24 protein-coding genes and 1 riboswitch are annotated in these 21822 nt (G+C 45.1%); of the genes, 11 read left to right on the forward strand and 13 right to left on the reverse strand.

Annotated elements, in window-relative coordinates; genetic code table 11:
- Positions 1-281 precede the first annotated feature (281 nt).
- The 3 genes from EHO57_RS12690 to EHO57_RS12700 are packed head-to-tail and all read left to right on the forward strand — an operon-like array spanning position 282 to position 3177.
- Complete coding sequence (locus EHO57_RS12690; protein ID WP_135643668.1) at positions 282-1151, forward strand: LA_3334 family protein; 870 nt, start codon at positions 282-284, stop codon at positions 1149-1151.
- The gene (locus tag EHO57_RS12695; protein ID WP_135643670.1) at positions 1148-2503 is read left to right on the forward strand and encodes a Kelch repeat-containing protein; all 1356 of its coding nucleotides are present in this window, start codon (positions 1148-1150) and stop codon (positions 2501-2503) included. Before EHO57_RS12690 ends, EHO57_RS12695 begins: the two co-directional genes overlap by 4 nt.
- Positions 2500-3177, forward strand: coding sequence for a tetratricopeptide repeat protein (locus tag EHO57_RS12700; protein ID WP_135643672.1), 678 nt, complete (start codon positions 2500-2502; stop codon positions 3175-3177). Before EHO57_RS12695 ends, EHO57_RS12700 begins: the two co-directional genes overlap by 4 nt.
- An 8-nt stretch (positions 3178-3185) precedes the next feature.
- On the opposite strand, the gene EHO57_RS12705 is transcribed toward EHO57_RS12700, so the two are convergent.
- The 3 genes from EHO57_RS12705 to EHO57_RS12715 form a co-directional block, all read right to left on the reverse strand.
- Positions 3186-3824, reverse strand: coding sequence for an ankyrin repeat domain-containing protein (locus tag EHO57_RS12705; protein WP_167882252.1), 639 nt, complete (start codon positions 3822-3824; stop codon positions 3186-3188).
- A gap of 66 nt (positions 3825-3890) precedes the next feature.
- Complete coding sequence (locus EHO57_RS12710; protein ID WP_135643674.1) at positions 3891-5054, reverse strand: hypothetical protein; 1164 nt, start codon at positions 5052-5054, stop codon at positions 3891-3893.
- Positions 5055-5056: 2 nt separating this feature from the next.
- Positions 5057-7123 carry a TonB-dependent receptor gene (locus EHO57_RS12715; protein WP_210410017.1) on the reverse strand — a complete coding sequence of 689 codons (2067 nt, stop codon included), beginning with the start codon at positions 7121-7123 and terminating at the stop codon, positions 5057-5059.
- A 132-nt stretch (positions 7124-7255) separates the two neighbouring features.
- Positions 7256-7432, reverse strand: a riboswitch (cobalamin riboswitch).
- Between the two features lie 191 nt (positions 7433-7623).
- On the opposite strand from EHO57_RS12715, the gene lsa26 reads away from it, so the two are divergent.
- Complete coding sequence (lsa26, locus tag EHO57_RS12720; protein ID WP_135643678.1) at positions 7624-8364, forward strand: surface adhesion protein Lsa26; 741 nt, start codon at positions 7624-7626, stop codon at positions 8362-8364.
- A gap of 86 nt (positions 8365-8450) precedes the next feature.
- Here the strand turns inward: lsa26 and EHO57_RS12725 are convergent, their stop codons facing one another.
- From EHO57_RS12725 to EHO57_RS12735, 3 genes are all read right to left on the reverse strand, one after another.
- A complete protein-coding gene (locus EHO57_RS12725) occupies positions 8451-9497 on the reverse strand; it encodes a CapA family protein (protein ID WP_135643680.1) in 1047 nt (348 codons plus the stop codon).
- Between the two features lie 30 nt (positions 9498-9527).
- Complete coding sequence (locus EHO57_RS12730; RefSeq protein WP_135643682.1) at positions 9528-10157, reverse strand: hypothetical protein; 630 nt, start codon at positions 10155-10157, stop codon at positions 9528-9530.
- Positions 10158-10235: 78 nt separating this feature from the next.
- Positions 10236-10772, reverse strand: a complete 537-nt coding sequence (locus tag EHO57_RS12735; protein ID WP_135643684.1) for a hypothetical protein — start codon at positions 10770-10772, stop codon at positions 10236-10238.
- A 173-nt stretch (positions 10773-10945) separates the two neighbouring features.
- Here EHO57_RS12735 and EHO57_RS12740 point away from each other — a divergent pair, with 173 nt between their 5' ends.
- Entirely contained in the window at positions 10946-11815 is an 870-nt protein-coding gene (locus tag EHO57_RS12740) for a class I SAM-dependent methyltransferase (protein WP_135643686.1), read from the forward strand.
- A 12-nt stretch (positions 11816-11827) separates the two neighbouring features.
- Here the strand turns inward: EHO57_RS12740 and EHO57_RS12745 are convergent, their stop codons facing one another.
- The 4 genes from EHO57_RS12745 to EHO57_RS12760 all read right to left on the reverse strand — a co-directional run bounded on the left by EHO57_RS12745 (position 11828) and on the right by EHO57_RS12760 (position 14192).
- On the reverse strand, positions 11828-12400 hold the full coding sequence (locus tag EHO57_RS12745; RefSeq protein WP_135643688.1) for a hypothetical protein: 573 nt from the start codon (positions 12398-12400) through the stop codon (positions 11828-11830).
- A gap of 155 nt (positions 12401-12555) precedes the next feature.
- Positions 12556-13266 (reverse strand): LIC_13076 family protein, encoded by a 711-nt coding sequence (locus EHO57_RS12750; protein WP_135643690.1) that lies wholly within the window; start codon positions 13264-13266, stop codon positions 12556-12558.
- A gap of 44 nt (positions 13267-13310) precedes the next feature.
- Complete coding sequence (locus EHO57_RS12755) at positions 13311-13799, reverse strand: hypothetical protein (protein WP_135643693.1); 489 nt, start codon at positions 13797-13799, stop codon at positions 13311-13313.
- A 12-nt stretch (positions 13800-13811) separates the two neighbouring features.
- Entirely contained in the window at positions 13812-14192 is a 381-nt protein-coding gene (locus EHO57_RS12760) for a hypothetical protein (protein WP_135643695.1), read from the reverse strand.
- A 103-nt stretch (positions 14193-14295) separates the two neighbouring features.
- On the opposite strand from EHO57_RS12760, the gene EHO57_RS12765 reads away from it, so the two are divergent.
- Together EHO57_RS12765 and EHO57_RS12770 are read left to right on the forward strand one after the other, a co-directional pair.
- Positions 14296-14982 carry a hypothetical protein gene (locus tag EHO57_RS12765; RefSeq protein ID WP_135643697.1) on the forward strand — a complete coding sequence of 229 codons (687 nt, stop codon included), beginning with the start codon at positions 14296-14298 and terminating at the stop codon, positions 14980-14982.
- Between the two features lie 57 nt (positions 14983-15039).
- The gene (locus tag EHO57_RS12770) at positions 15040-15981 is read left to right on the forward strand and encodes a DMT family transporter (protein WP_135643699.1); all 942 of its coding nucleotides are present in this window, start codon (positions 15040-15042) and stop codon (positions 15979-15981) included.
- A 4-nt stretch (positions 15982-15985) separates the two neighbouring features.
- Here the strand turns inward: EHO57_RS12770 and EHO57_RS12775 are convergent, their stop codons facing one another.
- A complete protein-coding gene (locus EHO57_RS12775; RefSeq protein ID WP_135643702.1) occupies positions 15986-17086 on the reverse strand; it encodes a sensor histidine kinase in 1101 nt (366 codons plus the stop codon).
- A gap of 3 nt (positions 17087-17089) precedes the next feature.
- Complete coding sequence (locus EHO57_RS12780) at positions 17090-18841, reverse strand: SpoIIE family protein phosphatase (protein WP_246050685.1); 1752 nt, start codon at positions 18839-18841, stop codon at positions 17090-17092.
- Positions 18842-18957: 116 nt separating this feature from the next.
- Here EHO57_RS12780 and EHO57_RS18815 point away from each other — a divergent pair, with 116 nt between their 5' ends.
- The 4 genes from EHO57_RS18815 to EHO57_RS12795 all read left to right on the forward strand — a co-directional run bounded on the left by EHO57_RS18815 (position 18958) and on the right by EHO57_RS12795 (position 21239).
- Entirely contained in the window at positions 18958-19095 is a 138-nt protein-coding gene (locus EHO57_RS18815; protein ID WP_167882251.1) for a hypothetical protein, read from the forward strand.
- A 74-nt stretch (positions 19096-19169) separates the two neighbouring features.
- On the forward strand, positions 19170-19781 hold the full coding sequence (locus EHO57_RS12785; protein WP_135643705.1) for a LemA family protein: 612 nt from the start codon (positions 19170-19172) through the stop codon (positions 19779-19781).
- An 18-nt stretch (positions 19782-19799) separates the two neighbouring features.
- Positions 19800-20678, forward strand: a complete 879-nt coding sequence (locus tag EHO57_RS12790) for a TPM domain-containing protein (protein WP_135643707.1) — start codon at positions 19800-19802, stop codon at positions 20676-20678.
- Between the two features lie 6 nt (positions 20679-20684).
- Complete coding sequence (locus EHO57_RS12795; RefSeq protein WP_135643709.1) at positions 20685-21239, forward strand: TPM domain-containing protein; 555 nt, start codon at positions 20685-20687, stop codon at positions 21237-21239.
- A 103-nt stretch (positions 21240-21342) separates the two neighbouring features.
- Here the strand turns inward: EHO57_RS12795 and EHO57_RS12800 are convergent, their stop codons facing one another.
- Positions 21343-21741: a SufE family protein gene (locus EHO57_RS12800; protein ID WP_135643711.1), complete on the reverse strand. Its 399-nt coding sequence runs from the start codon at positions 21739-21741 to the stop codon at positions 21343-21345.
- Positions 21742-21822: the final 81 nt, after the last annotated feature.

Here is a 21822-nt window from a genome sequence, read left to right on the forward strand (position 1 = left end):
TGCGAATCCTCACCAATAGTTCCGGAACCCAAGTTCCGATCGGGGGAATCAGTCGAGATGTGAGCGGCACCAGATCAGGTGCTATTTATATAGGAGCACTAACGAGTCTAAAAAGACTTTTGTCAAACAGTAATATCCCAATTTAGGATATTTTTTCTTCCCCTCAAAATATTTTCTTTCTTTTTGAAGAAGAAAATGGAAATCGTTTCCAAGAATGGCAAATGGATGAGAGATGCTGAATTTCCGTTCCAGATTGAATTGCCTAGAACCAAGAGAGCGTTATGCGAAAAGAAATCTTGTTATTCCTTTTATCTATATTCCTATCCTCTTCCTCCTTATTATCGACAGAGGTTTTATTAAAAAATGGTGATGCATTCTTAGCAGAAGAAGTTCTCGAGACCCAAAACGATATCTCATTCTCTTGGAAAGATCAGAAATATAGGATCCCTAAGTCGGAGATCCAAAGAATAGATCCCAGAAAGAAGGGCTTAGACTCTTCTTACAAGTACGCTGAGTTTGTATTAAGCGATGGGACCATCTTGCGAGGGATACTCGTCGAGAAGAAAGGCTCGAAACTCGTATTAAAGACGGAGCTCGGTTTTGCAGAATTAGATAAAAGTAAAATAGTATCAGAGCCGTCCGAGGATTTGCAAACTTCTCCTACTCTTCCCGACAAATACTTGGATGCGACCCAGATCAATCGGAATTGGAGAATGGGTCTCTCCGGCTTCGGATTGGCGTCCTTAGGTGCTTGGTCCAAGGCATTTCCCTTGGTATACGGAGGCGGATTCTATCTAGAGAGGAATGCGAAAACATCGGGTTGGTTTTATGGTTTTTCCTCCGAATATTCGAGTGGCCCAGGAAATACAGGACGACTTTCTCTCTGGAGCCAAAATGCATATATCGGCTCCACCTATGGACATTCTTCCCCATATTGGCTTCTGGGAGCAGGAGCAAGTTCTATCACGAGAAGCCAAGGAGAAGATAGGACTTCTGCACTCACTCCCGATCTACTCCTAGAATTCGGCTGGTCCTGGGATATAAGCCAACGTCACCAGATCCGGATCGGACTCCGCTCTCAATGCCATATACAAACAGAAGCGAGCCTTTGCAATTCGGGAGTCCGGTTCTCCTGGGGGTTCTATATATGAGACCAGAATATTTTATTTTTATAATATTCTTCCTAGGATCGATAAGATGCAGTGATCCCGGTTTAAGCTCCATCCTAGGGGAAGAAGCCTCCAAAGTCGGAGTTGCTTACATTGCAAAGCTAGGTCCGAATTCAGCCACCCTTTCTTGGAATTGTTCCGAGCCGGCAAAAGGCGGAGTCTACAGCGAAGCAGGAATGGTTTCGGACCCTTCTTCCCAAAAAAATCATTGGATAGAATTGAAATATCTGCAACCGAACACGGAATATCATGCGATCTTGACCTGTGGCTCTCAGAGCATAGCCCAAGGGAAATCCATCCGCTTTAAGACTTGGATCTCTAACGATCCTCCGAAAACAAGGGGGATCTGGATCGTGGGAGGGATCGGTTCCACTGCCTTGCCGATCGCGGAGATAGATCTATTCGATCCTGTTACCGGGACCTGGTATCCATCGATCACAAGTGTTCCCACGCCTAGGGTGTATGCTTCCGTTCTATCACATAAAAGTAAAATATATGTGATCGGAGGAATGGAACTCGTCTCGGGAGTATACAATATGTCGTCAAAGGTAGAAGTATACGATCCGTATTCGGGTATTTGGGAGAACAAAGCCGGTCTTCCTTTCGGATCTCAGGGAGCGGTGTACGGCTCGGTAGGAGACGAGATCTATATTCTTTCCGGTTCCAATTCTAGCGACATGACGAACGGCCCCGTATTTAACACAATTCTAAAGTTCTATCCGGAGATCGGTGCAAGCGGACAATGGATCTCTTATTCTTCCTCTTCTAGTATCTTTAGCAGAGTGGATATGTCGGGTTGTGCAGTAGACGGTACTATCTTCCACTCGGGAGGAAGGACGTACAATACGGGAAGCGCGAACTCCAGCACGGACGGTTTCGTTCCTTCTGCAAATACGACCACATCTTTCAGCGAGCCCAGCCTTGTGGAATCCAAGCATGGTGGCGCGGGACTTTGCATCAATCCTGGCTCTCAAGACCCGTATCCTGGAGATGGAGTTTGGTTTGCGGTGATCGGAGGATCCACTGGTTCCGGAAATGTGTTCCAACCGGCGACTTCCATTCTTCCAACAAATAAAACGGAGTTCTATCAATTGGGCTCCGGAGTTTTTTCTGCGGGACCGACTCTTCCTTCTTCCTTGTATTATCCGGCGGCCCAGGCTTCGTATGAGACCAGAAATATATTCGTATTCGGAGGAGCGAGTGCGATTAACGTTCCGGAAGACTCCGTGTATTTTTTGGATTCCGGAAATCCCATCCTCTCCTCCTGGAGCCTTCATCCCAAACCGATGCCTCGCAGAAGGTATGCTCACAAAGCGATCCGGATCGACAGATGAATCGCCCTTTGAGAGCCTATCATCGTCCCCGTTCCTCTTATTGGAAAAAGGGCCCTCCTGAGAATATGATCTCGGTTCCTTCTTCCTTGGGGAAGAGTATTGTGGTATTTCTTTTATGTTATATTCAATTTTCCTTATATGCAGAAGATCCTTCCGGATCCGAATCCTCTTGGATAAAAGAAGGAGAAGTATTACTCGAGACGAAACAGTTTGCGGAAGCGGAGAAACTGGCAAATTCCATCTTAGGGTCGAATCCTTCCGATTCGAAGGCGGAATTCTTGCTTACCAGAGCCTGGATCGGGCTCGGTAGAGAAGAAGGACAAAAAGGCAATCTCGCATCGGCTAAGAATTATCTGGAGAGGGCTTACGAAAAATGGCCCTTGAACGAGGATTTGCAAAAGGAGATCTCCGAATTAGGCAAAGACTCTCCTACAAAAATGGGAATTAGGGGCCAAGCAAGGCAATTCCCTTCTTCTTTTCCTTGGGTTGAATGGAGGTCCGGCATGGAGTCCTTGCGGACCGAGATCTCCGGATTGAGAACGGAGATTTCTGAATTGAAAGCGGAATTAATGTCTATTCGTACACAAGGCAGCAGGATCCTCTTCTCGATCTTGGCCTTACTCTGCGTTCAGTCGATAGTGCAGATCCTTGTTTTATTCAAAAAAAGTAAATAATGAAGATATTATATACTTAAGGCAACTCCGCGTTCTGCGGCAATATCCCTGGCAGTCTTTCCGTCTTCCGTCTTCAGGTCCGGATCGGCTCCTTTTTGCAATAAAAGATGCACGATCTGTTCGCTTCCTTGGCGGGAAGCAGCTATATGTAGAGGAGAAAATCCGCCTTCTTGAGTGAAATTCGGATTGGCTCCGTACTCCAACAAGAGTGCCACTGCATCCGTCTTCCAAGAAGCGACTGCAGAATGGAGTGCAGTATTTCCCAAAGAGAACTTGCTTTTGGATTTCGCGTGGATGTCCGCACCCTTATCTAACAAATATTTGATCAAAGAGATATGTCCGAAATGCGCGGAAAGATGCAGAGGAGTCCAACCGTCAGGACTATAGGAATGCACCAAGGAAGGATTTCCCTCGATCAACTCTCTAACTCTCTCTTCGTTCCCTAAGGCAGCAGCCTCATATAAATTCAACGGGATCCCAAGAGTGAGATAGGCCTGGACGATATCTTCTTTTCCGAAATAGAGTGCGAATAAGACCGGAGTGATGCCTTCGGCATTTTGCTTGGAGCAAAGATCCGGGGCTTCCCTCAAAGAATAGATCACCTGAGCTTTCTGGCCGGCAGCAATCATCTGAAATATATCGGAAATCAAAAGAAGGGCCTCCAAAAACCACCGATGGATGATCCATTTTTTCGGCGTTTTGTCAATCCGCTTTCAGGGAGAATCTTTCAATTGGATCAGATCGAAAGGTTGCAAATCCACCGAGACCGGTAGAGGCGTAATGAGCTGATTCCCATTCTTGGTATCAAACATACTCACTCCCGGTTGAGTGAATTCGGTATTAGCAACGTACAGGATCCCATCGTCTCCGAGCAGAATGCTGGAAAGACTCGCATCAAAAGAAGAAGGAATAAAGATCAACGTGGATATCTTGTGACCGGTACTTGGATTAAATACTTGTAATGTTTTATTGAAGCCAGCATCCATCACGCTAGCATAGCCCAATTGGTCGCTTGCGATCTGGACCACCATCATGTCCCCACCCGCAGTCGTCTCCGAATACAAGTATCCTGAACGAAAAGTACGAGTAGAGAGTCGGAACGCAGTGACTCCCCCGTCCAAAGCGCTAATGAATCCCATTCGATTCGGGGTCGGAATGACGATATGAGGTTCTCCGAAAAGATCCAGTAACTGCGGTTTACCGACAGGATTGGGCGTCGGGAACGTATACACCGCGATCACGGAATCGGTTAGTATATCAATTTCTAATAATAGAGATCCCCAGGGTCCCGGCGGGAAATATCCGCTCGGATCATTCCGATCCAATCTCTCCAAACATAAAAAGAGACTATTCCCTACGATCTGCATTCCTGAGGCTTCCGGCAAGTTATCCGGGATAGCACTCGGTTCCGAATATCCTCCCAGATCCATATTCCCGAGAGAGGCCCCCGTACTCGGATCGATGATCCGGAGAAATCTGGAATTGTACAAGGAAACATATGCCTTATTCGGCCCCACAATGGCTATATCGTTCGGATTGGTTCCCGCTCCCATGGACCATTCCGCCACAGTTTGGAAGCCGAAATTCGGATCCAGTACCTGGACACTGTCCTTATTTAATCGATTTATAATATATACTTTCTCATTCCCGAAACGAGCGACTGCGTCCGAATGGATGGGGGTCAGTCCCGGATAAGAAATCAGTAGTTCAGGGTTGAGCACCTTGAACCTACCACTACTACTGAAATCCGTAGCTACCACTCCTATATTATTCGGAAGGTTCGGAGTGAGGAATAAAGTGTACAGAGGAGGCCTTTGTATATCCCCGCAAGCAGTAAGGATAAGGATCGAAAGGAATATGTAGTATCTTCTACTCATCTTCAAAACCTTGCACTCAGAGTAACAAACCAATTCCGACCAGGTAAAGGATACCCTACGATATCCTGGACCCGTTTATCTCCCATATTCCGCAGATCAATGCTTAGGAGTAATTCCTTAGGAGCCTTTTCCTGCTTTTGGTTCTCTTCTTCCGGAGAAGAATATAATATCAGAGTAAAATATGCATTCCAGATCTGACGTGCAGGCTGGTAATTTACGTATTCGTTGGTCCGGTCCTTAAAGACGGCCCCCACATAGACACCTTCGAACCCAAGCTCCCAGATCTTGCTCTTATACGCAAGGGTTGCACCTATCTCATGTCTGGGTCTAAGAGGCAGATATTTGCCATGCAAGTACGGAGCAGCGGACGTATTGATCGCTTCCTGGTACGTATAATCCACCAAGAATTTCCAACCCTTGTATTCGGACTTGTGAGAGACCTCCGCTCCGTCAATCCGTGCAGAGTCCACATTCTCCGGACGAAGAGTGAACTGTGAATTCGGTATGAATAGGATCATGTCTTGGATCCTTTTCCTGAAATAAGAAACGGTAAGGCTCGATTTCAGATCTCCGTCCTTATAGCTTCCCGTAAATCCAGAGTCGAAGTTTTCACTCTTTTCCGGTTTCAAGGAATTGTTCGCGATGATGGTCCCCACTTCTCCGAATAATTCCAAGAAGCTTGGGATCCGATTCTGCTTGGAAGCGTTGGTCTTAAAATCCAGACCATAATTTTCTTTTTCGATTATCTTCCATAAGAGGCCTGTCTTTGGGTTCGAGAACTTAGTAGTCTTGTCCGGAGAAGCAGTCGGGTCCTGTCTTTGGTACCAAGGTTGGTCCGATTGAAAACGATCCCTATAATTGTCCCAAGAAACGCCCGGGGTCAAGATGAGTTTTCCATCGAAGAAACGGATCTCATCTTCTAATTGAACAGTAGTGTAGGTCCTGAATTTCCCAGGCTCATATTTCAGATCTATATTTTGAGGAGTGCTCCTAGAACGATCGAAGCTTTCCTTCTCCAAACCGAAATGAAGTCGAAAGATCTGGTTATAATCCAATAGATACAAAGTAGGAGTGAGATAGGCTCCCGATTGATGAATGATCGCAGAAGAGTTAGGTGTTCCTTTCGAGAACTCGGACTTAGGATCGAATAGATCATCGTTCGCGATCGTAGTGAACGCGCGCGTCTCTATTCGCAAGAGTCCATCCAGAAGTCCCTTGGTATCCGTTCCTATGGTAGAAGTATTCCTCAGATACCTGCGATGCACTTGCAGGGTTTGGTTGCTTTCCGGTCCGGGGATCCCATGAAATCTATAATTCAGATCGTTCCAAAATTTGATCTTGGTATTTCCGATCTCCCCGTTCAGTCCGATCATACCTTGGGTCCTTTCAAACTGAGCGTTCCTTCTTCTGTCGATGGTATCGTCGAAAGGATTTACAAGAGAAGTGCCATGATCGTTTAGATAAGAAAAATTCTGGTCCGATTTTTCGCCCAAGAAGAAGAGACTGGTGCCTATTCCTCCATAGCTTCCCGTATGCGTTACGCTCCCCTTTCCTGTATTGAAGCTTCCTCCTCCGATATTCACTCTGGTCTTGGGAGGACCACCTCCTGTGCGTGTCACTAGGTTCACACTGCCACCGATGGCAGAACCCGAGAATCCTACGGGAGCCCCGCTCCTGTACACTTCTATGCTTTGCAAATTATCGAAGGGAAGATCCGCAAGATTGACTTCCCCTCCTTGCGTATTATTAAAAGGAACTCCATCGATATAGATCCTGGACTGGTTCGGGTTGGTCCCTCTTAAGGAAAGAGTTGAATAAGAGCCTAGGCCTCCGTATCTACGGATCCTTACCCCGGCCTCTCTTTCCAAAACATCGGGAAGACTAGTATAACGTGCAGTGTATTGATTTAGATCGATCGCCGTTTGAAAACCACTCGGGTTCTTTCTGAAATTCTCCGGATCGTTCGCTTTGGTAGTTTTTCCCACCACCTTTATAGGAGCGGATTCCGTCTTTGGCAAATCCTGAGAGAAGCTAGGCTTAGAGAGCAAAACGATCCCCAGAAAGAGGATCCTCTTTCCAGAAAAAGTTCTGTAGAAACCGGACTTTCTACCAAAGGTCGAGCGCAAAGAAATCTCCAAGCGGGAAGGAAGGAAACGCCGCTCGGTCGTATGCAGCGAAAGGCCTTAACTCCCGAAAGCCAAAGTACGAAAGTAAACCGGATAGGTTTTCTGACTCACACCCGATTCGGACCCTTCCCGTCCGAGGACAGTGGGCGATCTCCGATCGTTATTAGTGTTTACAGCTGCGGGTACAGCTTCGGGATTTCACCGAATTCCCTGTTCCAAATTACTTGCAAGACCAGGTTCCCAACGATCGATAGGGGGGCAATCTTAAAAACCGTCATATAGGAGCGCCTATAGAAAGCGTTCTTACAAAGTCCCTTCTTCTATAATTTCAGATCCGGAAAGAAATATTTTCTTGATGTCGGATGAAATCCGGAAAGGATTCACGAAATCCGTCGGCCGAAACATTCCGGCTTCGACAGGAAAACTAGGAGCTCAGAATCCGAATGAAACGTACTCGATCTATTAGCATTCTCTTTGCGGGAATCTTCTTCTTACTCACATCCTCCTTATCCGCAGCGGGAACTTATTCCGAAGGTTGGACCGTTGCGAAACTGATCCAATTCGAAAGTAGAGGTCTGATCTTTGATTCTTACGAAGGTACGATCGAAGTTACCACAGTAGACACGTCCGAAAATTGCGACGATCAAAAAGACGCTTGTTATACCGCGGTAAAGAAGAAGGTGGATTTCAGCGTTCGCCCCGAGAATCCGGATGTGGTCAACTTCCTCACTAAGAACTTGAACCAAGAAGTGCTTTTGCAGTATAGGATCCATAGAATAGAGCCTATTGCTCTATCCACGGATTTCGAAGTGATAGGAGCTCAACTCCAGGATAGGTCTGCTCCTAAGGATCTACAGGACAAATTCGTAGTTCCAAAATCCGGATCCAAGAGGAATTTCTCCGTATCAGGTCATATTCTAAGTTTGGAATATAAAGGAACCATGATCGGCACTTGGGAAGGGACCTACCTGGACGAAGTAAGAGGAAAAGTGCATCCATTCTCTATCACCGACGAGGAAATGGCGAACTATGCGACCAAGACCTTAAAATACGCGACCAAGTATTATATGGGGATCTCGGTAGCATTCACTACCGGATGGAGAGAATCCCATTACGATCTATTCGAGATCAACTTCAAGGCGCCGGCAGGAGCCTTAGATCCGACCCCTAAACCGCAACAATAAGTTAGGATCCGATCCCTAAACTAAAAAGCCCGCTCTCGCCACCGCGAGATCGGGCTTTTCTATATTAGAATATTCCAATAAATGAATTAAGGAAAGAAGGTTCCGTCCGACTGGATCTTCGGTCCTTTTCCTGGGAAATCCGTCTTGGTCAAGGATTGCATTAATTCTACAGTCTTTGCATCCGGATCCGGGGCCGGGATCCCGTTCTGGCTCAATTGCAAAGGCAAAATCTTTCCTTTTACGAAATTCCCCTTTTTATCCAGATCGGCTTCCAAAACTAAGGAATAGCCGCCGTATCCTTTGGTAGAGAATACTCTATAGCCCAAAAAGTTCCCGAGAGAATAAGCGATCAATTTCCCTTTATACAATTCCATGGCTCTAGGCAAATGAGGGCCGTGGCCTATGAAAAGATCCGCTCCTGCATCGATCAAAGCGTGAGAAAGAGCGACTAGATTTCCTCGATATTCACCATAGAATCTTTCTTGCTCATTCTTCACATGAAGAGCTGGTCCACCTTCCGCTCCGCCATGCACGGATATAAAGACGAGTTGAGCCTTCTTCTTAGCTTCTTTCACCAAGGAAACTCCTTCTTCGATCGCATTCACATGATTATGAGCACTTTCCATATGACTGAATCCGATCCATGCGATAGAAATGCCTTTCACATTCATATAAGTGATGGCACCTTTCTTTCCGGTAAATCGAACTCCTGCTTCGGAAAGATTCTTGGCTGTATCCTCGAATCCTTGCACATGAAAATCCAAACTGTGATTATTCGCAATGGATACGATATCGAATCCCACATCCTTTAGGATTTTTGCATACGATGGAGGAGTACGAAATGCAAAGATAAGAGGACGATTGATATTCTTAGCGCAATGAGGATAGTCAGTAAGAGTACTTTCAAAATTTGCGAATAGTATATCCGCCCCTTTCAAACTGGGCTCTACTTCGGTAAATAAGGTACGTCTCGGGTCCGCAGGAAGCTTGTTCTCAGGGTAATTTGTTCCCATGACCAAGTCTCCCACAGCTTTGATCTTGAGAGTTTCCGTTTCAACGGAATGGAGAGATTGACTTTCGGAAAGAAGGAATAGTATCCCCAGAAGAGAGGATAATGCGGCGATTCTTTTCATACTAAGGGAAGGTTTTTGAAAACCTTTCCCTTAGAAAAGCTGTTTTCTTCCGATGAGGTCGCTTTGGGCAGAAGGAAAGTCTGCGAACCAAACCGAACCGATGACCGCCCCTACGAACGGATCAAAGATAACAGTAAGATTGCCCAAGGGAAAACCTTCCGGCAGAAAATTCGCTGTCGGGTTATGGACTGCATGAGTAAAGACACAGGAACCAACCAGATTCGAATTTATATTTCCCCCGGAAAATGAGATCGAAATCGGCTCAAATCCAACCGATTGGAAAGAAGGACTGGAAGTAGAAGCCCCATCCACTCCGTCGATGGTAGTAATACTAGCATTATTGCAAGACGCTTGGATAAAAATATTAAAACCAAATTCGGATTGAGTCCAAGAGTTCGGAATGTTCGGAATATCCAAAGAATAGAATGATCCGGAAGTCCCGAACGGTATGACTACCGGATTCGGAGAGAATGTAGCAATCGAACTAGCGATCCCAAGAAGCGCGAAAAGAGGAGCTTTTTCTTGGTCCTTTTTCTTACTATTGTCACTCCCAACAAGCAAACCGGTATCGGGATTGAAGAGAACATAAGAGGCTCCGCAATTTACGGAGAATAATAAGACTAGTGTAAGAAGAGAAAATAATACCGCGATTCTTTTCATGCTAAGGGAAGTTTTTTGAAAGTCTTTCTCATAGAAAAGCGGTTTTTATTTCTAAATTACGAGAGTCTTTCTGCATCATTAAGGAGTGATCACAACAGGAAGGATCCCAATTACAGCTCCCGTCGGCAGACCGATATCGGGGGTAGCTCCGCTCACACTGTGAATAATAACGCAATTCCCTGTACCTAAAAACCGAAACGTCGCATTCTGAGCGGAATAGCTCGACGAACCTGAGAAGCTTATGGAGGTATAATTATCATCACTCGCGGAAGGACAACCGCTAGGAGTCAGAGTAAGATCCAAAAAGGATTCTCCGTCATTTGTCCATGTAGAAGGGATCGGAGTTTTGATAGAGGCAGTGTAGCTCTGATAAGCAAACACCGCCATAGTTAAAGTGGTGGGATTGAATTCTAGAAGAGAAGAGCCCGAGACCAATCCCAATAAGGAAGCGATCTTCTCAGACGAATCGTCCTTCTGATTATTAGATAAACCGAGTAATTCTCTGCCTACATCCGTGCCCGTCAATACAAGGCCGCAATCGAAAATGCAGGAACTTAGGATAACAAGAGAAGTGCTTATTAGAAATCTTTTAATAATATATTTCAGAGTTCGCATACAATCTGTTTAACAACGAATTTACCGAGAAAGCAAGCCTTAAAGAGGAGTGTAACGGAAAACTCAAAGAGTCCCGAGGTACAGAATAAAAATCCCCCATTCTTTGGAGTACATAATACGAGAAATTACTCATTTTATGTCTGAAATTTTACCAAAACGTCGATCCTTATACTATGCCACTTATACCTTGCAATACATGTTCTAATATCGATTTTAAACCCATGTTCACTAAGGCAAGTCCCAAGGGAGAAGTCTTCTCCATCGTAGAATGCAAACAGTGCGGACTCGTCCAGGTAAATCCACAGCCCTCTTTAGAAGAGGTCTCCAAATATTACGAAGACTCTTATTTCACCCAAAGGACCGATAGAGGATACGACAATTATTACTCGGAAGAAACGAAGAAGGAGATCGCAAGAGTATTCGGTTTAAACCTGCAGGACTTAGGCTTCTTTAAGTGGGAAAGAATGATGAGCGGAGAAAGATCCGCCTTGGACGTAGGATGTGCCGCCGGATATTTCCTGGACTATCTTAGGGGCAGAGGATGGAAGACCAAAGGATTAGACATAGCGAGTGGCCCGGTCCGATTTGCAAAGGAGACTCTGGGCTTGGATGTGGAACAAAAAGATTTTTTAACCTGGGACCTTGAGGGAAAAGAGAAATTCGATCTGATCACATTATGGGCAAGTATAGAGCATTTGCACCAGCCCAAGGAAACACTTCAGAAAATCTTAATGCATCTCAAACCGGGAGGAAGAATGATCCTCTCCACTTGCAGATACGGAGTCCTAGCAAAATACCTAGGACCTAAATGGAGATACTTGAACGTTCCGGAGCATCTTTACTATTATAGTCTACCGGGGATCATTTCCTTAGGGAACGAATTGGGTTATATTCCGCTGGCTCATATCTCGTATGGAAGCGGACTCACTGCGAAGAAAGGAGCCGGCCTATTTTACAAGACCGCAAAGAAGTTCGCGGACTGGTCGGTAAAGAAATTCGACCAAGGCGATATGATGGCGGTCTGTTTCGGGGTGAGTAAGTAGTCGGACTAAAGTTTATGGGGTCACCGTAACGGAAACGGTTCCGAGACTAGTACCATTTAGACTAGCATCAGGAGCGCTTGTAATGGTATGCTGGATCACACCGGAGCCGGGCTTGCCGCTGGAAGCTACATTTGGAAAATGGAGTGGATATCCCTGGTCATCATCCGCGATATTAAAACTAGTCAGGGTCATACTCGACAAAACTCCAGGCATAACTAGATTTACGTTGATCGTGCCATGCAGTCCAGTCAGGGGCCACTTGGAAAATACGATATCGTAAGAACCGGAATTGCCTGCCTTAAAGGAAATATGAGAAGGGGAAAAACTCGCAAGCCCAGTTCCTCCACTCACTCCTAAAGCAGCAAGGATCGCACTACTACTTGAATTGGAATTACTTTGCTGAGCGGCTTCTTCCGTTTGTTGATAGGTTAAGGCGGCACCACAATCTAATAATAAGGCAAAGATGAATAGGAAGGCCCCAAGTCTTTTTAAAGGAAGAACGCAATGAGTAAGGGTAAGGTTCATATAAGGACTCTGATTTCGCTTTTCATAATTGTATAAGAGCATAGCACGAGTAACACTCATCTCAAGTCGGATTTTCTTTTTTATACGGAAAGCTCAGAAATTTATTGAATTCATTTTATGTATCTCCCCTGTTCGAGGGAGATACATTAGGTCACAGCGTTAGATGGATCTCAATCCATCCTTGCATTTCATTCGAATCAGATCCTGAACGAAGATCATTTATCCTTATCTTTCGAGGTATCCTTAACGCGGATTACCTTCGTTGCAAAGATCACTTTATAGACTTCTTTCTTAGAAAGGTTTGATTCCTGCTTATGACCATTAGAATCATCTATCTCTAACTTCAAGGAATCTATGTCCTGGCCTACAACTCTCGCTTCCAGGATCTTACCGGTTCTCAGAATAATAGTGCTGTAATCCTTACCTGCATGCTCTGCTGGGCTCGTCTTTTCCAGATACTTGCGAAGACCTTCTTCCAATTCCTTTTCAGTCTTAGCGAATAGTTCTTGGCGTGCCTTCTCTCTTTCATCTTCGAAGAATTTTTCGTAATCGTCCCTATGCACGAAGCGAGTACCTAGATCGCATTCTGAAACATGCACTCTGTGAAATACGATAGAGGAGAAGAAGCCGGTGAGCAAGGTCAATCCGCCCTGCCACCAATTTACCTTATTTTCAGAAAAGTAAACGACGCCTGGTTTTGGATCAAACTGAGGATCTTTGGAAAGTTTCACCAACCCGTAAAACGCAAACCATCTAGTATATGGCGTTAATTCTGAGCAGGGTTTGCTACCGGACTCCAATCCAAGTTTGTCTTGTTCCGAAAAATCGACCCGTTTATCAAGAGTACATTGAATGAAAGTGAATAAGAAAAAAGTTATAAATAAGAAGAGAGAAGAAACTTTTTGCTTGGGACTGTTTGGTAACATAAGTCATGTTCCATATCAAACAATTCAGGACGCAAATCATTTTCCTACTTGGCAATTTTTTTTGGGTTCGAATATGCAATCTTCTTCTTACCACTAGAAGAAGCGATAGGCCAGGCCTGGCTCTTCGGGATCGGCTTTTCTCTTAACAATCTTACAATAAAATAACAAGGAAATGCGATAGCTAAGAATAAGAACAGATAACGGGGCAATAGACTTTCTAATATGGATTCTCTGAACAATCCGATGGATCTTGCTTCATTTTCCGGGATCTTATTTCTATAATCTGGACCGTACTCATAGGCATATACCTTTAATTTTAAGCCTCGCCAAACGCGCTCGATCGGATTCAATCGATTCTCAAATGCGGATTCGGAGCTGATCCGATCCAATCTAAGAACGCTTCCTAACATTGCGCTCACCAGAAAGATGCAGAAAGGGATCCCCACAAGCACAAGAAACAAAGAAGAAGGACGAGAGGATTTCTTCTTTGCCGAGACTGACGACTTCTTATGCTTTTTATAATGATGTGTCATGTACGTCTCGGATCACTTTTTGGGCTTTTCTAAGACTTCTTTGATAAACCTAAGAAGTAAGAATGTAGGATAAAGTAATATAGTTAAACTGAAGAAGAATTTAGGGATCACTTGTTCTAGGGAGAAGTCCCCGATCATCCCCGAGTCCCTTCTTTCATCCGAAGTCATCTTAGTTCGGAAATCGTAACCGTACTTGTGGAACATTTCCTCCATGGATAGATCTTCCATAAGTTTGTCTATATCGGATAAGGATGAATAGGCGCTCCTTTCTTTAGAGAGACGATACAATTTCAACCCTTCTCCTATAAAACTGGTAAGAATGAATAATGCAAGAGGGACCAAGAATAATATTTGGAAAGGAGTAAGTGGCTTTTGTAATTTCGCTGATTTCATCTTAGGATTGGTTCTTGTATTTTTGGGAGCTTCTACTCTTTAGTATCGATCTAAATTCCTTGCTTTTCCAAGGAGTTTTTCCAAGATTCCGGATAATTCAAACATGCGACATATTCGACTTCTACCTTTACTATTGCTTCTATCCTGCACCACCGTTGGATTTCATCGCGAAAGCGTAAGAGAGACCTACGATTACGGCAAACCTAGGACGGTCCGCGTCTGCGTTTGGAAGGATACGAATGTCTCCAAGGAAAGAATGGATACCCTCTTCGACTCTTGGAACGAAGAATTGAGTATGTATCGTTTGCAAGCAAAAGTAAGTAGGGTCCAAGACTGGCAGAGGCCAGGTTGGACGAGTAACGATATCATGAAGGAACTCTTTCAGGCGCCTCTTCCCTCGGATTGCGATCGTATCCTTGCTCTTGCGGGAGTACAATTCTCCGATCTTCTTTACGAATTTGCTTCTTATATTCTCGCTTTGTTTTTCATTCCTACCTTCGAAGTCTTGGGAGCCGTAGACAGTTATACGGGGACCAGAGGATTTGTCTTGGCTCATACTGCCTCTTTGGGCTCCTTATTGTACGGAGGCTCAACTCATACAATGGTTCACGAAGGATACCACATGTTCGGTTGCGGACATGCATTCTTTCTTTCGGAATGCTACGGAAAGATCAAAGATATTAAGGCCGCGTCCGAAAGATCAGGAGAGAGCTTCTTTCCTGCAGCATTGAAAGAAGGCGGATTCTTATATTCCCAAAAAGATGTGAACCTGATCTTTTTAGGACAATGATCCTTCTTTTTCGCGAATCTTACTTTTAGAGCTAACACGATCTGGAAACCTGGAAGAATGAGTTCCATTCCCGGAGAGAACAGACCTTCTTCTAAGTTTAGCGAAGAAACTCTGGGTTATATTTACGCGCTCGCGGGGACAGTCTTATTTTCCTCTAAGGGAGTGCTCGTAAAACTAGTTTATAAATTTGGAATAGACTCGGTAACTACTCTCGCTTTGAGAATGTCCTTTGCCATTCCCTTCTTTGCATACGTTCTCTACCAGGAAAACCGCAAGAAGACCTCCTCTCCTATTTCCAAGAAGGATTATGCAGTCGTCGTATTCTTGGCGTTCATGGGATATTATTTGGCGAGCTTTTTCGATTTCTGGGGTTTGGAATATCTATCTGCGTCCATCGAAAGATTGGTACTATTCACCTATCCTGCGTTAGTCCTCATTCTAAGCTTCGTATTCCTCAAGAAGAAGATCCATAAGATAGAGATCTATTCCGTAGCTCTGACCTATTCCGGGATCCTACTCGCATTCTTGCCGGATACGGAATCCCAAGGAAGATCGGTTTGGATCGGAGGGACCCTGGTCTTTCTATCTGCTTTAGCCTATGCCATCTATCTGATCGGAAGCGGACAGATGATCCCGAAACTCGGCTCCAAAAAATTCACCGCTCTTCTCATGATCTGGTCCGGAGTATTCGTGCTCATTCATTTTTTCTTAAAGAAGGATGTACAGATATTATTCCAACAAACCTGGCAAGTGTACATCTACGGATTTGCACTCGGGTTCTTGACTACTGTGCTTCCCGCTTTCTTAACCACCGCAGGGATACAAAGGATCGGATCGAACAAAGCGTCTATCGCAGGAAGTGTGGGCCCGGTATTCACATTATTCTTGGCATCCGCCACATTAGGCGAATCGATTACTTGGGAAAATCTGGCAGGAACTGCAATCGTTCTTTCCGGGGTATTCCTACTCGGTAGAAAGAAACAGAATATCGGATCATAGATCGTTAAGCATCGAACTCAACGATTGCCTGGGTTCCTTTCTCATTTTGGATCTGGAACCTTCCTCTCAATTGCTTGCATAGGATCTGGACCAGAGTGAATCCGATCGTCTTAGGTGTATTCCAGATCTTCCAATCCTCGAAACCGCTTCCGAAGTCTTGGATCTTGAGCCTGTACGTTCGGTTTATTCTTTCAAAGCTAACGAATATCTCCGGACTGTTCTTCTCTCTGGAACCATGAATGACCGCGTTAGAAACTAACTCGCTAAAGATCAACGCGAGAGGGATCGCCTTTTCCGTATTCAAACGGATCAGTTGCATATCGTTTTGGATCTTTAGATTGGGAATACGGTGCTTCTCACAGATCCTTGCGATCAGCTCTGCGCCTACTTCGGAGAATACGATCTCGTTATAATTCTGTTCCTTATAGATCGCATTCTGCACCTCGGAGATGGAAAGCATTCTTCTTTGGAATTCTTGCAAGATCTTAGAGGTATCTCCGTTCTCTATGCTATGCATTTCCACCAAACCGGAAAGTACCTGCATATTATTGCGGACACGATGGTGGATCTCCTTGATCAGATTGTCCTTTTCTTCTGCATGCCCATAGAGAAGACGAACGATCAGGATCGCTATACAAGAAAACATGCAATGCAACATGATCCTGTCGATAAACAAAAGGGATTGGAATTCCCCTTGCATATAATTCCAATAGGCTTCTATAACCAGGAGCAGAAGACAATATAAGCTAACGAAAATAGTCTTTCTGATATCCGTAAAATATAAGAATAGAAGAATGAGAATAGCGACCGCGTACGAGCGCGCGTCCGTCTTGATCCCAATAACTAATCCAATGGTGAGGGCCAAAAGACAACTCGACAGAGTGATATTGACCGCCCAATTGTATCTTCTATTGTACACAAGGATCAAAGAAAGTGCGGAAGAGAAACTTACCAGGGTGAATCCCGGTCGAAATTTAGGTACACTGAAAACGATCACGATCGCACAGGAAACCAATAGGAATGCGTTCAAGAAGAAAAGATGTTTGGCTCGGATACGGGTCAGATAATCCGAATTTATGTACAGTCGATCTAATTTATCGAACACGATCTACCCTGTAATATCCAAAACTAACATAGCCATATCGTCTCCAAAGACCCCTTCCGAGAATTCAAAAACATCCGAGACGACCTGATCTAAATATTCTTCTAGGGAGTTCAACTCCTTATGCTGAGCTAAAATATCCTGAAAACCAGGGAGATCCAAAATCCTTCCCTCGGAATTAAATACCTCGTACATTCCATCCGAATAGAATACCAATCTATCACCTTTTTCTAATTTAATGGACTCGTTGAAATACTCTATGGAATCGAAGATAAGTAGAGGAAGGTTCATCCCTTTAAGTTCCAGTCTCTCTTCTCCTCTGAATAGAACGATGGGAGGATGACCTGCATACGAATAGACCATCTTTTTTTCCAAGGGGAAGAAGCGGGCCCAGACTGCAGCAATATGATGCTCTACTACCATCGGTTTCAGGTCCCGAACGAATTGCTGTATTCCTTCCGCAGGTGAAAGTCCAGTCCGAGCATGATGTCTGAAGGAAAGCACCGCCATACCCGAAACCATCGCAGAAGAGATCCCATGTCCGGAGACATCTCCGAAGAGAATATCGATCACTCCAGTCTCATGCTGGATATATGTGATGATATCCCCTCCCACTTTTTCGAAAGGCCTAAAATAACTATCTATTTTATAAAAAGGAGAGGAAGGAAATTCCCTGGACACAAGAGATCTCTGCGTAAGGCGCGCAAGCTCCAGATCGTGGTTCATTCTCTCGTAGAAATCGTTTAGATCCGCTTCTCTTTTCTTTCGATCGAATGCGAGAACGATCAAATCCCCGACTAGGCGAAGAATATAGATATCCTCTTCTGTCCAGAGCTTCTTATTCTTTACGGAATCGAAGCCTACGAAGCCGAATTCTTCTTCTCCAGAAGAAAGACCAACTACGAGAAGGGAACGAGTTCCCCTTCTCTCCAATAAATTGCGAAGAGTGACATGAGTGTCCGGAATATTTTCCAGGGATTCATAGATCAGATGTCCCTTATTTCGGATCGTATCGTAATCCGTCTTAGGAAAGGTTTCTATGGGAAGATTTTGCAGAAGATGCATCCTGGGTTCTACATCCGGAGCGCACCATTCGTTCGTATTAGAAATTGTTAATCCTGCGTGAGTGTATAGAAATACGAATGCGCGGTCCGCTCCGCAGAACTTTCCTAGTTCCTGGAGGCTATAGTTCACTGCCTCGTTCGTATTCCCCGGTTCCACGCTTAAGAAATTACGGGAAAGTTTGGTCAGAAGGCTTTCGAGCGCAATGGTCCTTTTGAGGCGGGACTCCGCCGCGCGAATAGAAGTCACATCCCTCTGCACTCCCCACGCACGCAAAAGAAAACCGTTCTCCACCACACCCAAGGCAGTGCTCAGGAAGAAGCGACTCTTTCCTCTCTTGTCTATCTCTTCGGATTCTGCGTCATGGGTCTTGTAACCGGAACGAATGAATTCTTCGATCCCTAGAATATTCAGGCGATTGGTAGGACTGATAATTTCTTTAAGAAGAAGACCCTTTAATTCCCCGGCCGTATGGAACCCATACAATCGGGCCATGGTATCATTGCAATGAGTGAGCCTTGCGGTTTCGTACAAGCGGCGACACTGCTCTTCTAGGGAAAGAGAAGTATCCAAAGGAGAATCCAGCTCAAAACACCAGATCCCTTCCGGAGCTCGACGGAAATATCCATCGACTCGGTCGATCTCGTCGAACCGGCTTTTAAAATCCAATTCCATTCCCACCTGGGCCCTTGCCATTTTTCTATCTTATCGGCCTGGAAAATCGGGGAATTTCCCCGCTTTTTCTTTTCCCCCAAGCCTTTTTTGTCCGGGTGATTCCTTATATTTATATCCAGGAACCTAAAGGAGGGCCAATGAAAACCGAACATAGAAACACAATCAACCAAGAAAAAATCTCCGCTCTGGCAGAGCTGCTTGCTGACAAACTCATTGAGGAAATCCGCAAAAGAACTTTAGAAAGACACGAAAATTTCCCAAAAGAAGCGGCGTAATCCGAGTGAGAAGAATAAAAAACCGATTGCCAAAGGATATTCCTGCCTGAGACTTCCGCAAGTCGGAGGCGGGAATGTCCCAAGGCAATCTTTTCAGCGCTCGTCGCAGTATACTAATTTTAATCGCAGGATTCTTCTTATTCCTAACCAATTCATGTGGATATAATACGATCCAAGTCGAGGATGAGAAAGTAAAGGCAGCTTGGTCCGAGGTACTGAATGTGTACCAAAGAAGGGCCGACCTCATCCCAAACCTGGTCAATACCGTTAAGGGATACGCTGCCCAAGAGAAGGAAGTTTTAACGGAAGTTACAAAGGCCAGAGCGAGCGTAGGCTCCGTGCAGGCCACTCCGGAAGTATTAAATAATCCTGAATTATTTGCAAAGTTCAACCAAGCACAAGGGCAAATGACCTCGGCACTTTCCAGGCTCATGGTAGTGGTGGAAAAATATCCGGATCTAAAATCCAACCAAAACTTTTTGGACTTACAAGCCCAGTTAGAAGGCACAGAGAACCGGATCGCAGTCGCAAGAAATCGTTATATCCAAGCAGTCGAAGAGTATAACGTGACTGTTCGGACATTTCCGAATGTGATCACTGCCAAGATCTTCGGATATGGAGTGAAACCGAATTTCACCGTAGAAAACGAGAAAGAGATCTCCAAGCCTCCTCAAGTCCAGTTCTAAGGCTTCTTTCGAATGCTTATGAAGCGATTTTGGTTTCTTCTACTCTTCTGTCTTTGGACGGCCCCGATGTTCTCGGAGCCTGTTCCGATCCCACAGCTTTCTCATAGGGTCACGGATCTCACCGGTACCTTGACCGATGAAGAAGCCCAATCCCTGGAGACCAAGCTCAAGGAATTCGAGAAGAAGAAGGGAAGCCAAGTCGTACTCCTCATCATTCCTACAACGGGAGAAGAGACCATAGAGCAGTATTCGATTCGGGTCGCCGATGAGTGGAAGATCGGGAGAAAGAAAATTGCGGACGGGGTCATCTTTCTAGTCGCAAAGGACGACAGAAAAATGAGGTTCGAGATAGGCAGAGGCTTAGAGGGAGCCATCCCTGATGTTCTCAGCAAAAGGATCCAGGTAGAATACGTTAGGCCTCTTTTCAAAGAAGGGAAATACTACGAGGGGATCGATCAAGGGATCGATAGGATCCTTTCTCTCATAGACGGAGAACCTCTACCTGAGCCGACCCATACAACCTTTCAGGGCTCCGCTAGCAATCCGGACGAGGATTCTTTAAGCAATTATTTCTGGATACTCATCGGGATCGCGATCTTTATCGGTTTCTTCTTAAGAAGATTGTTCAGCCCTATACAAGCTGGGATCGCAACAGGGATCGCATATTATGTGGGAGGCTTTCTAGGACTTTCCTTAGAAGCGTTACTTCCTATCTTATTCATCTTCTTTATTATAGCCTGGGTGGCTTATGCTGCGGCTAAGAGCTCCGGCGGTGGCGGCGGAGGTTGGACCTCTTGGGGATCCGGCGGAGGTGGGAGCTGGGGATCTTCTTCCGGCGGTTCCTTCGGTGGTGGTGGCGGAGATTTTGGAGGAGGCGGGTCCTCTTCGGACTGGTAAATGATCATGGCTCGTAATTCTTCTCGAATAACTAGACTCTTTCAAAATTCCTGGGCCGGGCTCAGGGATTCCTTTCGGATCGGTGATTGGCATCTATCAGGTTTTAGTTTATTACGAAAATATTTTAGTTCTAAGGACCTGAAAGAGATCAAGTCTGCTGTTACCGATTCTGAAAAATCCCATAGAGGTGAGATCCGGATCGCGATCGAAACCAAGCTTTCCCTATATCAGGTCTTGTTCGGCAAGACAGCAAAAGAGAGATCCGTGGAAATGTTCTCCTTCTTACGGGTCTGGGACACCGAAGAGAACACAGGCATACTGGTCTATTTGCTTCTATCTGAAAAGAAGATCCTTATCTTAGCGGATAGAGGGATCTATAAGAAGATCGGACAGGATCGATTGAATGAGATCTCTCATAAGATTGGGACAGGACTCAAGTCTGGAAAAGCCAAAGAAGCAATAGTAGAAGGGATCCGAGAATTGAGTTCGGATCTAAAGAAACATTTTCCTGCCAAGGGAAAGAATCCGAACGAACTGCCGGATGAACCTTTCATTGTCTGATCTTCAACAATGTTTATCGGATCGATCGTTTCGTATTTAAAGGGATCAGACTTTGATCCGAACGAAAGCTGTTGATCCCCAGGATGGGGATCGAGATAAAGCATTAGAAACTTCTAATCTTATTTACCATGGAGTAGAGGCCGTTCCTGCGACTCATGGAAAGATGTTTGTCCAGACCGATCTCTTTTAGGAAATCCAAGGAAGCGGAGCGGATCTCATCTCTCGTCCTTCCGGAAAATACTCGGAGCAATAAGGCGATCATTCCTTTGGTGATTGCGGAATCGCTATCGGCTTGGATAAACAGTTTGCCTTCCTTTTCTTCCGGAACCACCCAGACCCTGGATTGACATCCTGGCACCAATCTGTCTTCGGTCTTCAGATTGGAAGACAAAGGAGGAAGTTCGTCCCCGATCTCGATCAGCATCTGGTAACGTTCTTCCCAATCGGCGGCTTCCGAAAATTCTTCTATGATCTCCTTTTGAGCTTCTTCCAGACTGGGCATTTGCTTCCTCTAAGGCGTTTCTTCTAAACTAAAAAGAAGGCCTCGGAGGTAAAACAAAAATACCCGAATGCTTGCGAAACT

Origin of the sequence: Leptospira langatensis (genome assembly GCF_004770615.1) — a bacterium.
GTDB classification, from domain to species: Bacteria; Spirochaetota; Leptospiria; order Leptospirales; family Leptospiraceae; genus Leptospira_B; species Leptospira_B langatensis.

Excerpts from the sequence above, each read along its gene's own strand:
- EHO57_RS12785 (WP_135643705.1), top strand. The coding sequence starts at position 19,170 with ATGTCCCAAGGCAATCTTTTCAGCGCTCGTCGCAGTATACTAATTTTA.
- EHO57_RS12745 (WP_135643688.1), bottom strand. The coding sequence starts at position 12,400 with ATGAGTGTTACTCGTGCTATGCTCTTATACAATTATGAAAAGCGAAAT.
- EHO57_RS12725 (WP_135643680.1), bottom strand. The coding sequence starts at position 9,497 with ATGAAAAGAATCGCCGCATTATCCTCTCTTCTGGGGATACTATTCCTT.
- EHO57_RS12765 (WP_135643697.1), top strand. The coding sequence starts at position 14,296 with ATGCGACATATTCGACTTCTACCTTTACTATTGCTTCTATCCTGCACC.
- EHO57_RS18815 (WP_167882251.1), top strand. The coding sequence starts at position 18,958 with ATGAAAACCGAACATAGAAACACAATCAACCAAGAAAAAATCTCCGCT.
- EHO57_RS12795 (WP_135643709.1), top strand. The coding sequence starts at position 20,685 with ATGGCTCGTAATTCTTCTCGAATAACTAGACTCTTTCAAAATTCCTGG.
- EHO57_RS12755 (WP_135643693.1), bottom strand. The coding sequence starts at position 13,799 with ATGACACATCATTATAAAAAGCATAAGAAGTCGTCAGTCTCGGCAAAG.
- lsa26 (WP_135643678.1), top strand. The coding sequence starts at position 7,624 with ATGAAACGTACTCGATCTATTAGCATTCTCTTTGCGGGAATCTTCTTC.
- EHO57_RS12690 (WP_135643668.1), top strand. The coding sequence starts at position 282 with ATGCGAAAAGAAATCTTGTTATTCCTTTTATCTATATTCCTATCCTCT.
- EHO57_RS12750 (WP_135643690.1), bottom strand. The coding sequence starts at position 13,266 with ATGTTACCAAACAGTCCCAAGCAAAAAGTTTCTTCTCTCTTCTTATTT.
- EHO57_RS12700 (WP_135643672.1), top strand. The coding sequence starts at position 2,500 with ATGAATCGCCCTTTGAGAGCCTATCATCGTCCCCGTTCCTCTTATTGG.
- EHO57_RS12770 (WP_135643699.1), top strand. The coding sequence starts at position 15,040 with ATGAGTTCCATTCCCGGAGAGAACAGACCTTCTTCTAAGTTTAGCGAA.
- EHO57_RS12730 (WP_135643682.1), bottom strand. The coding sequence starts at position 10,157 with ATGAAAAGAATCGCGGTATTATTTTCTCTTCTTACACTAGTCTTATTA.
- EHO57_RS12735 (WP_135643684.1), bottom strand. The coding sequence starts at position 10,772 with ATGCGAACTCTGAAATATATTATTAAAAGATTTCTAATAAGCACTTCT.
- EHO57_RS12740 (WP_135643686.1), top strand. The coding sequence starts at position 10,946 with ATGCCACTTATACCTTGCAATACATGTTCTAATATCGATTTTAAACCC.
- EHO57_RS12710 (WP_135643674.1), bottom strand. The coding sequence starts at position 5,054 with ATGAGTAGAAGATACTACATATTCCTTTCGATCCTTATCCTTACTGCT.
- EHO57_RS12695 (WP_135643670.1), top strand. The coding sequence starts at position 1,148 with ATGAGACCAGAATATTTTATTTTTATAATATTCTTCCTAGGATCGATA.
- EHO57_RS12800 (WP_135643711.1), bottom strand. The coding sequence starts at position 21,741 with ATGCCCAGTCTGGAAGAAGCTCAAAAGGAGATCATAGAAGAATTTTCG.
- EHO57_RS12760 (WP_135643695.1), bottom strand. The coding sequence starts at position 14,192 with ATGAAATCAGCGAAATTACAAAAGCCACTTACTCCTTTCCAAATATTA.
- EHO57_RS12790 (WP_135643707.1), top strand. The coding sequence starts at position 19,800 with ATGAAGCGATTTTGGTTTCTTCTACTCTTCTGTCTTTGGACGGCCCCG.
- EHO57_RS12780 (WP_246050685.1), bottom strand. The coding sequence starts at position 18,841 with ATGGCAAGGGCCCAGGTGGGAATGGAATTGGATTTTAAAAGCCGGTTC.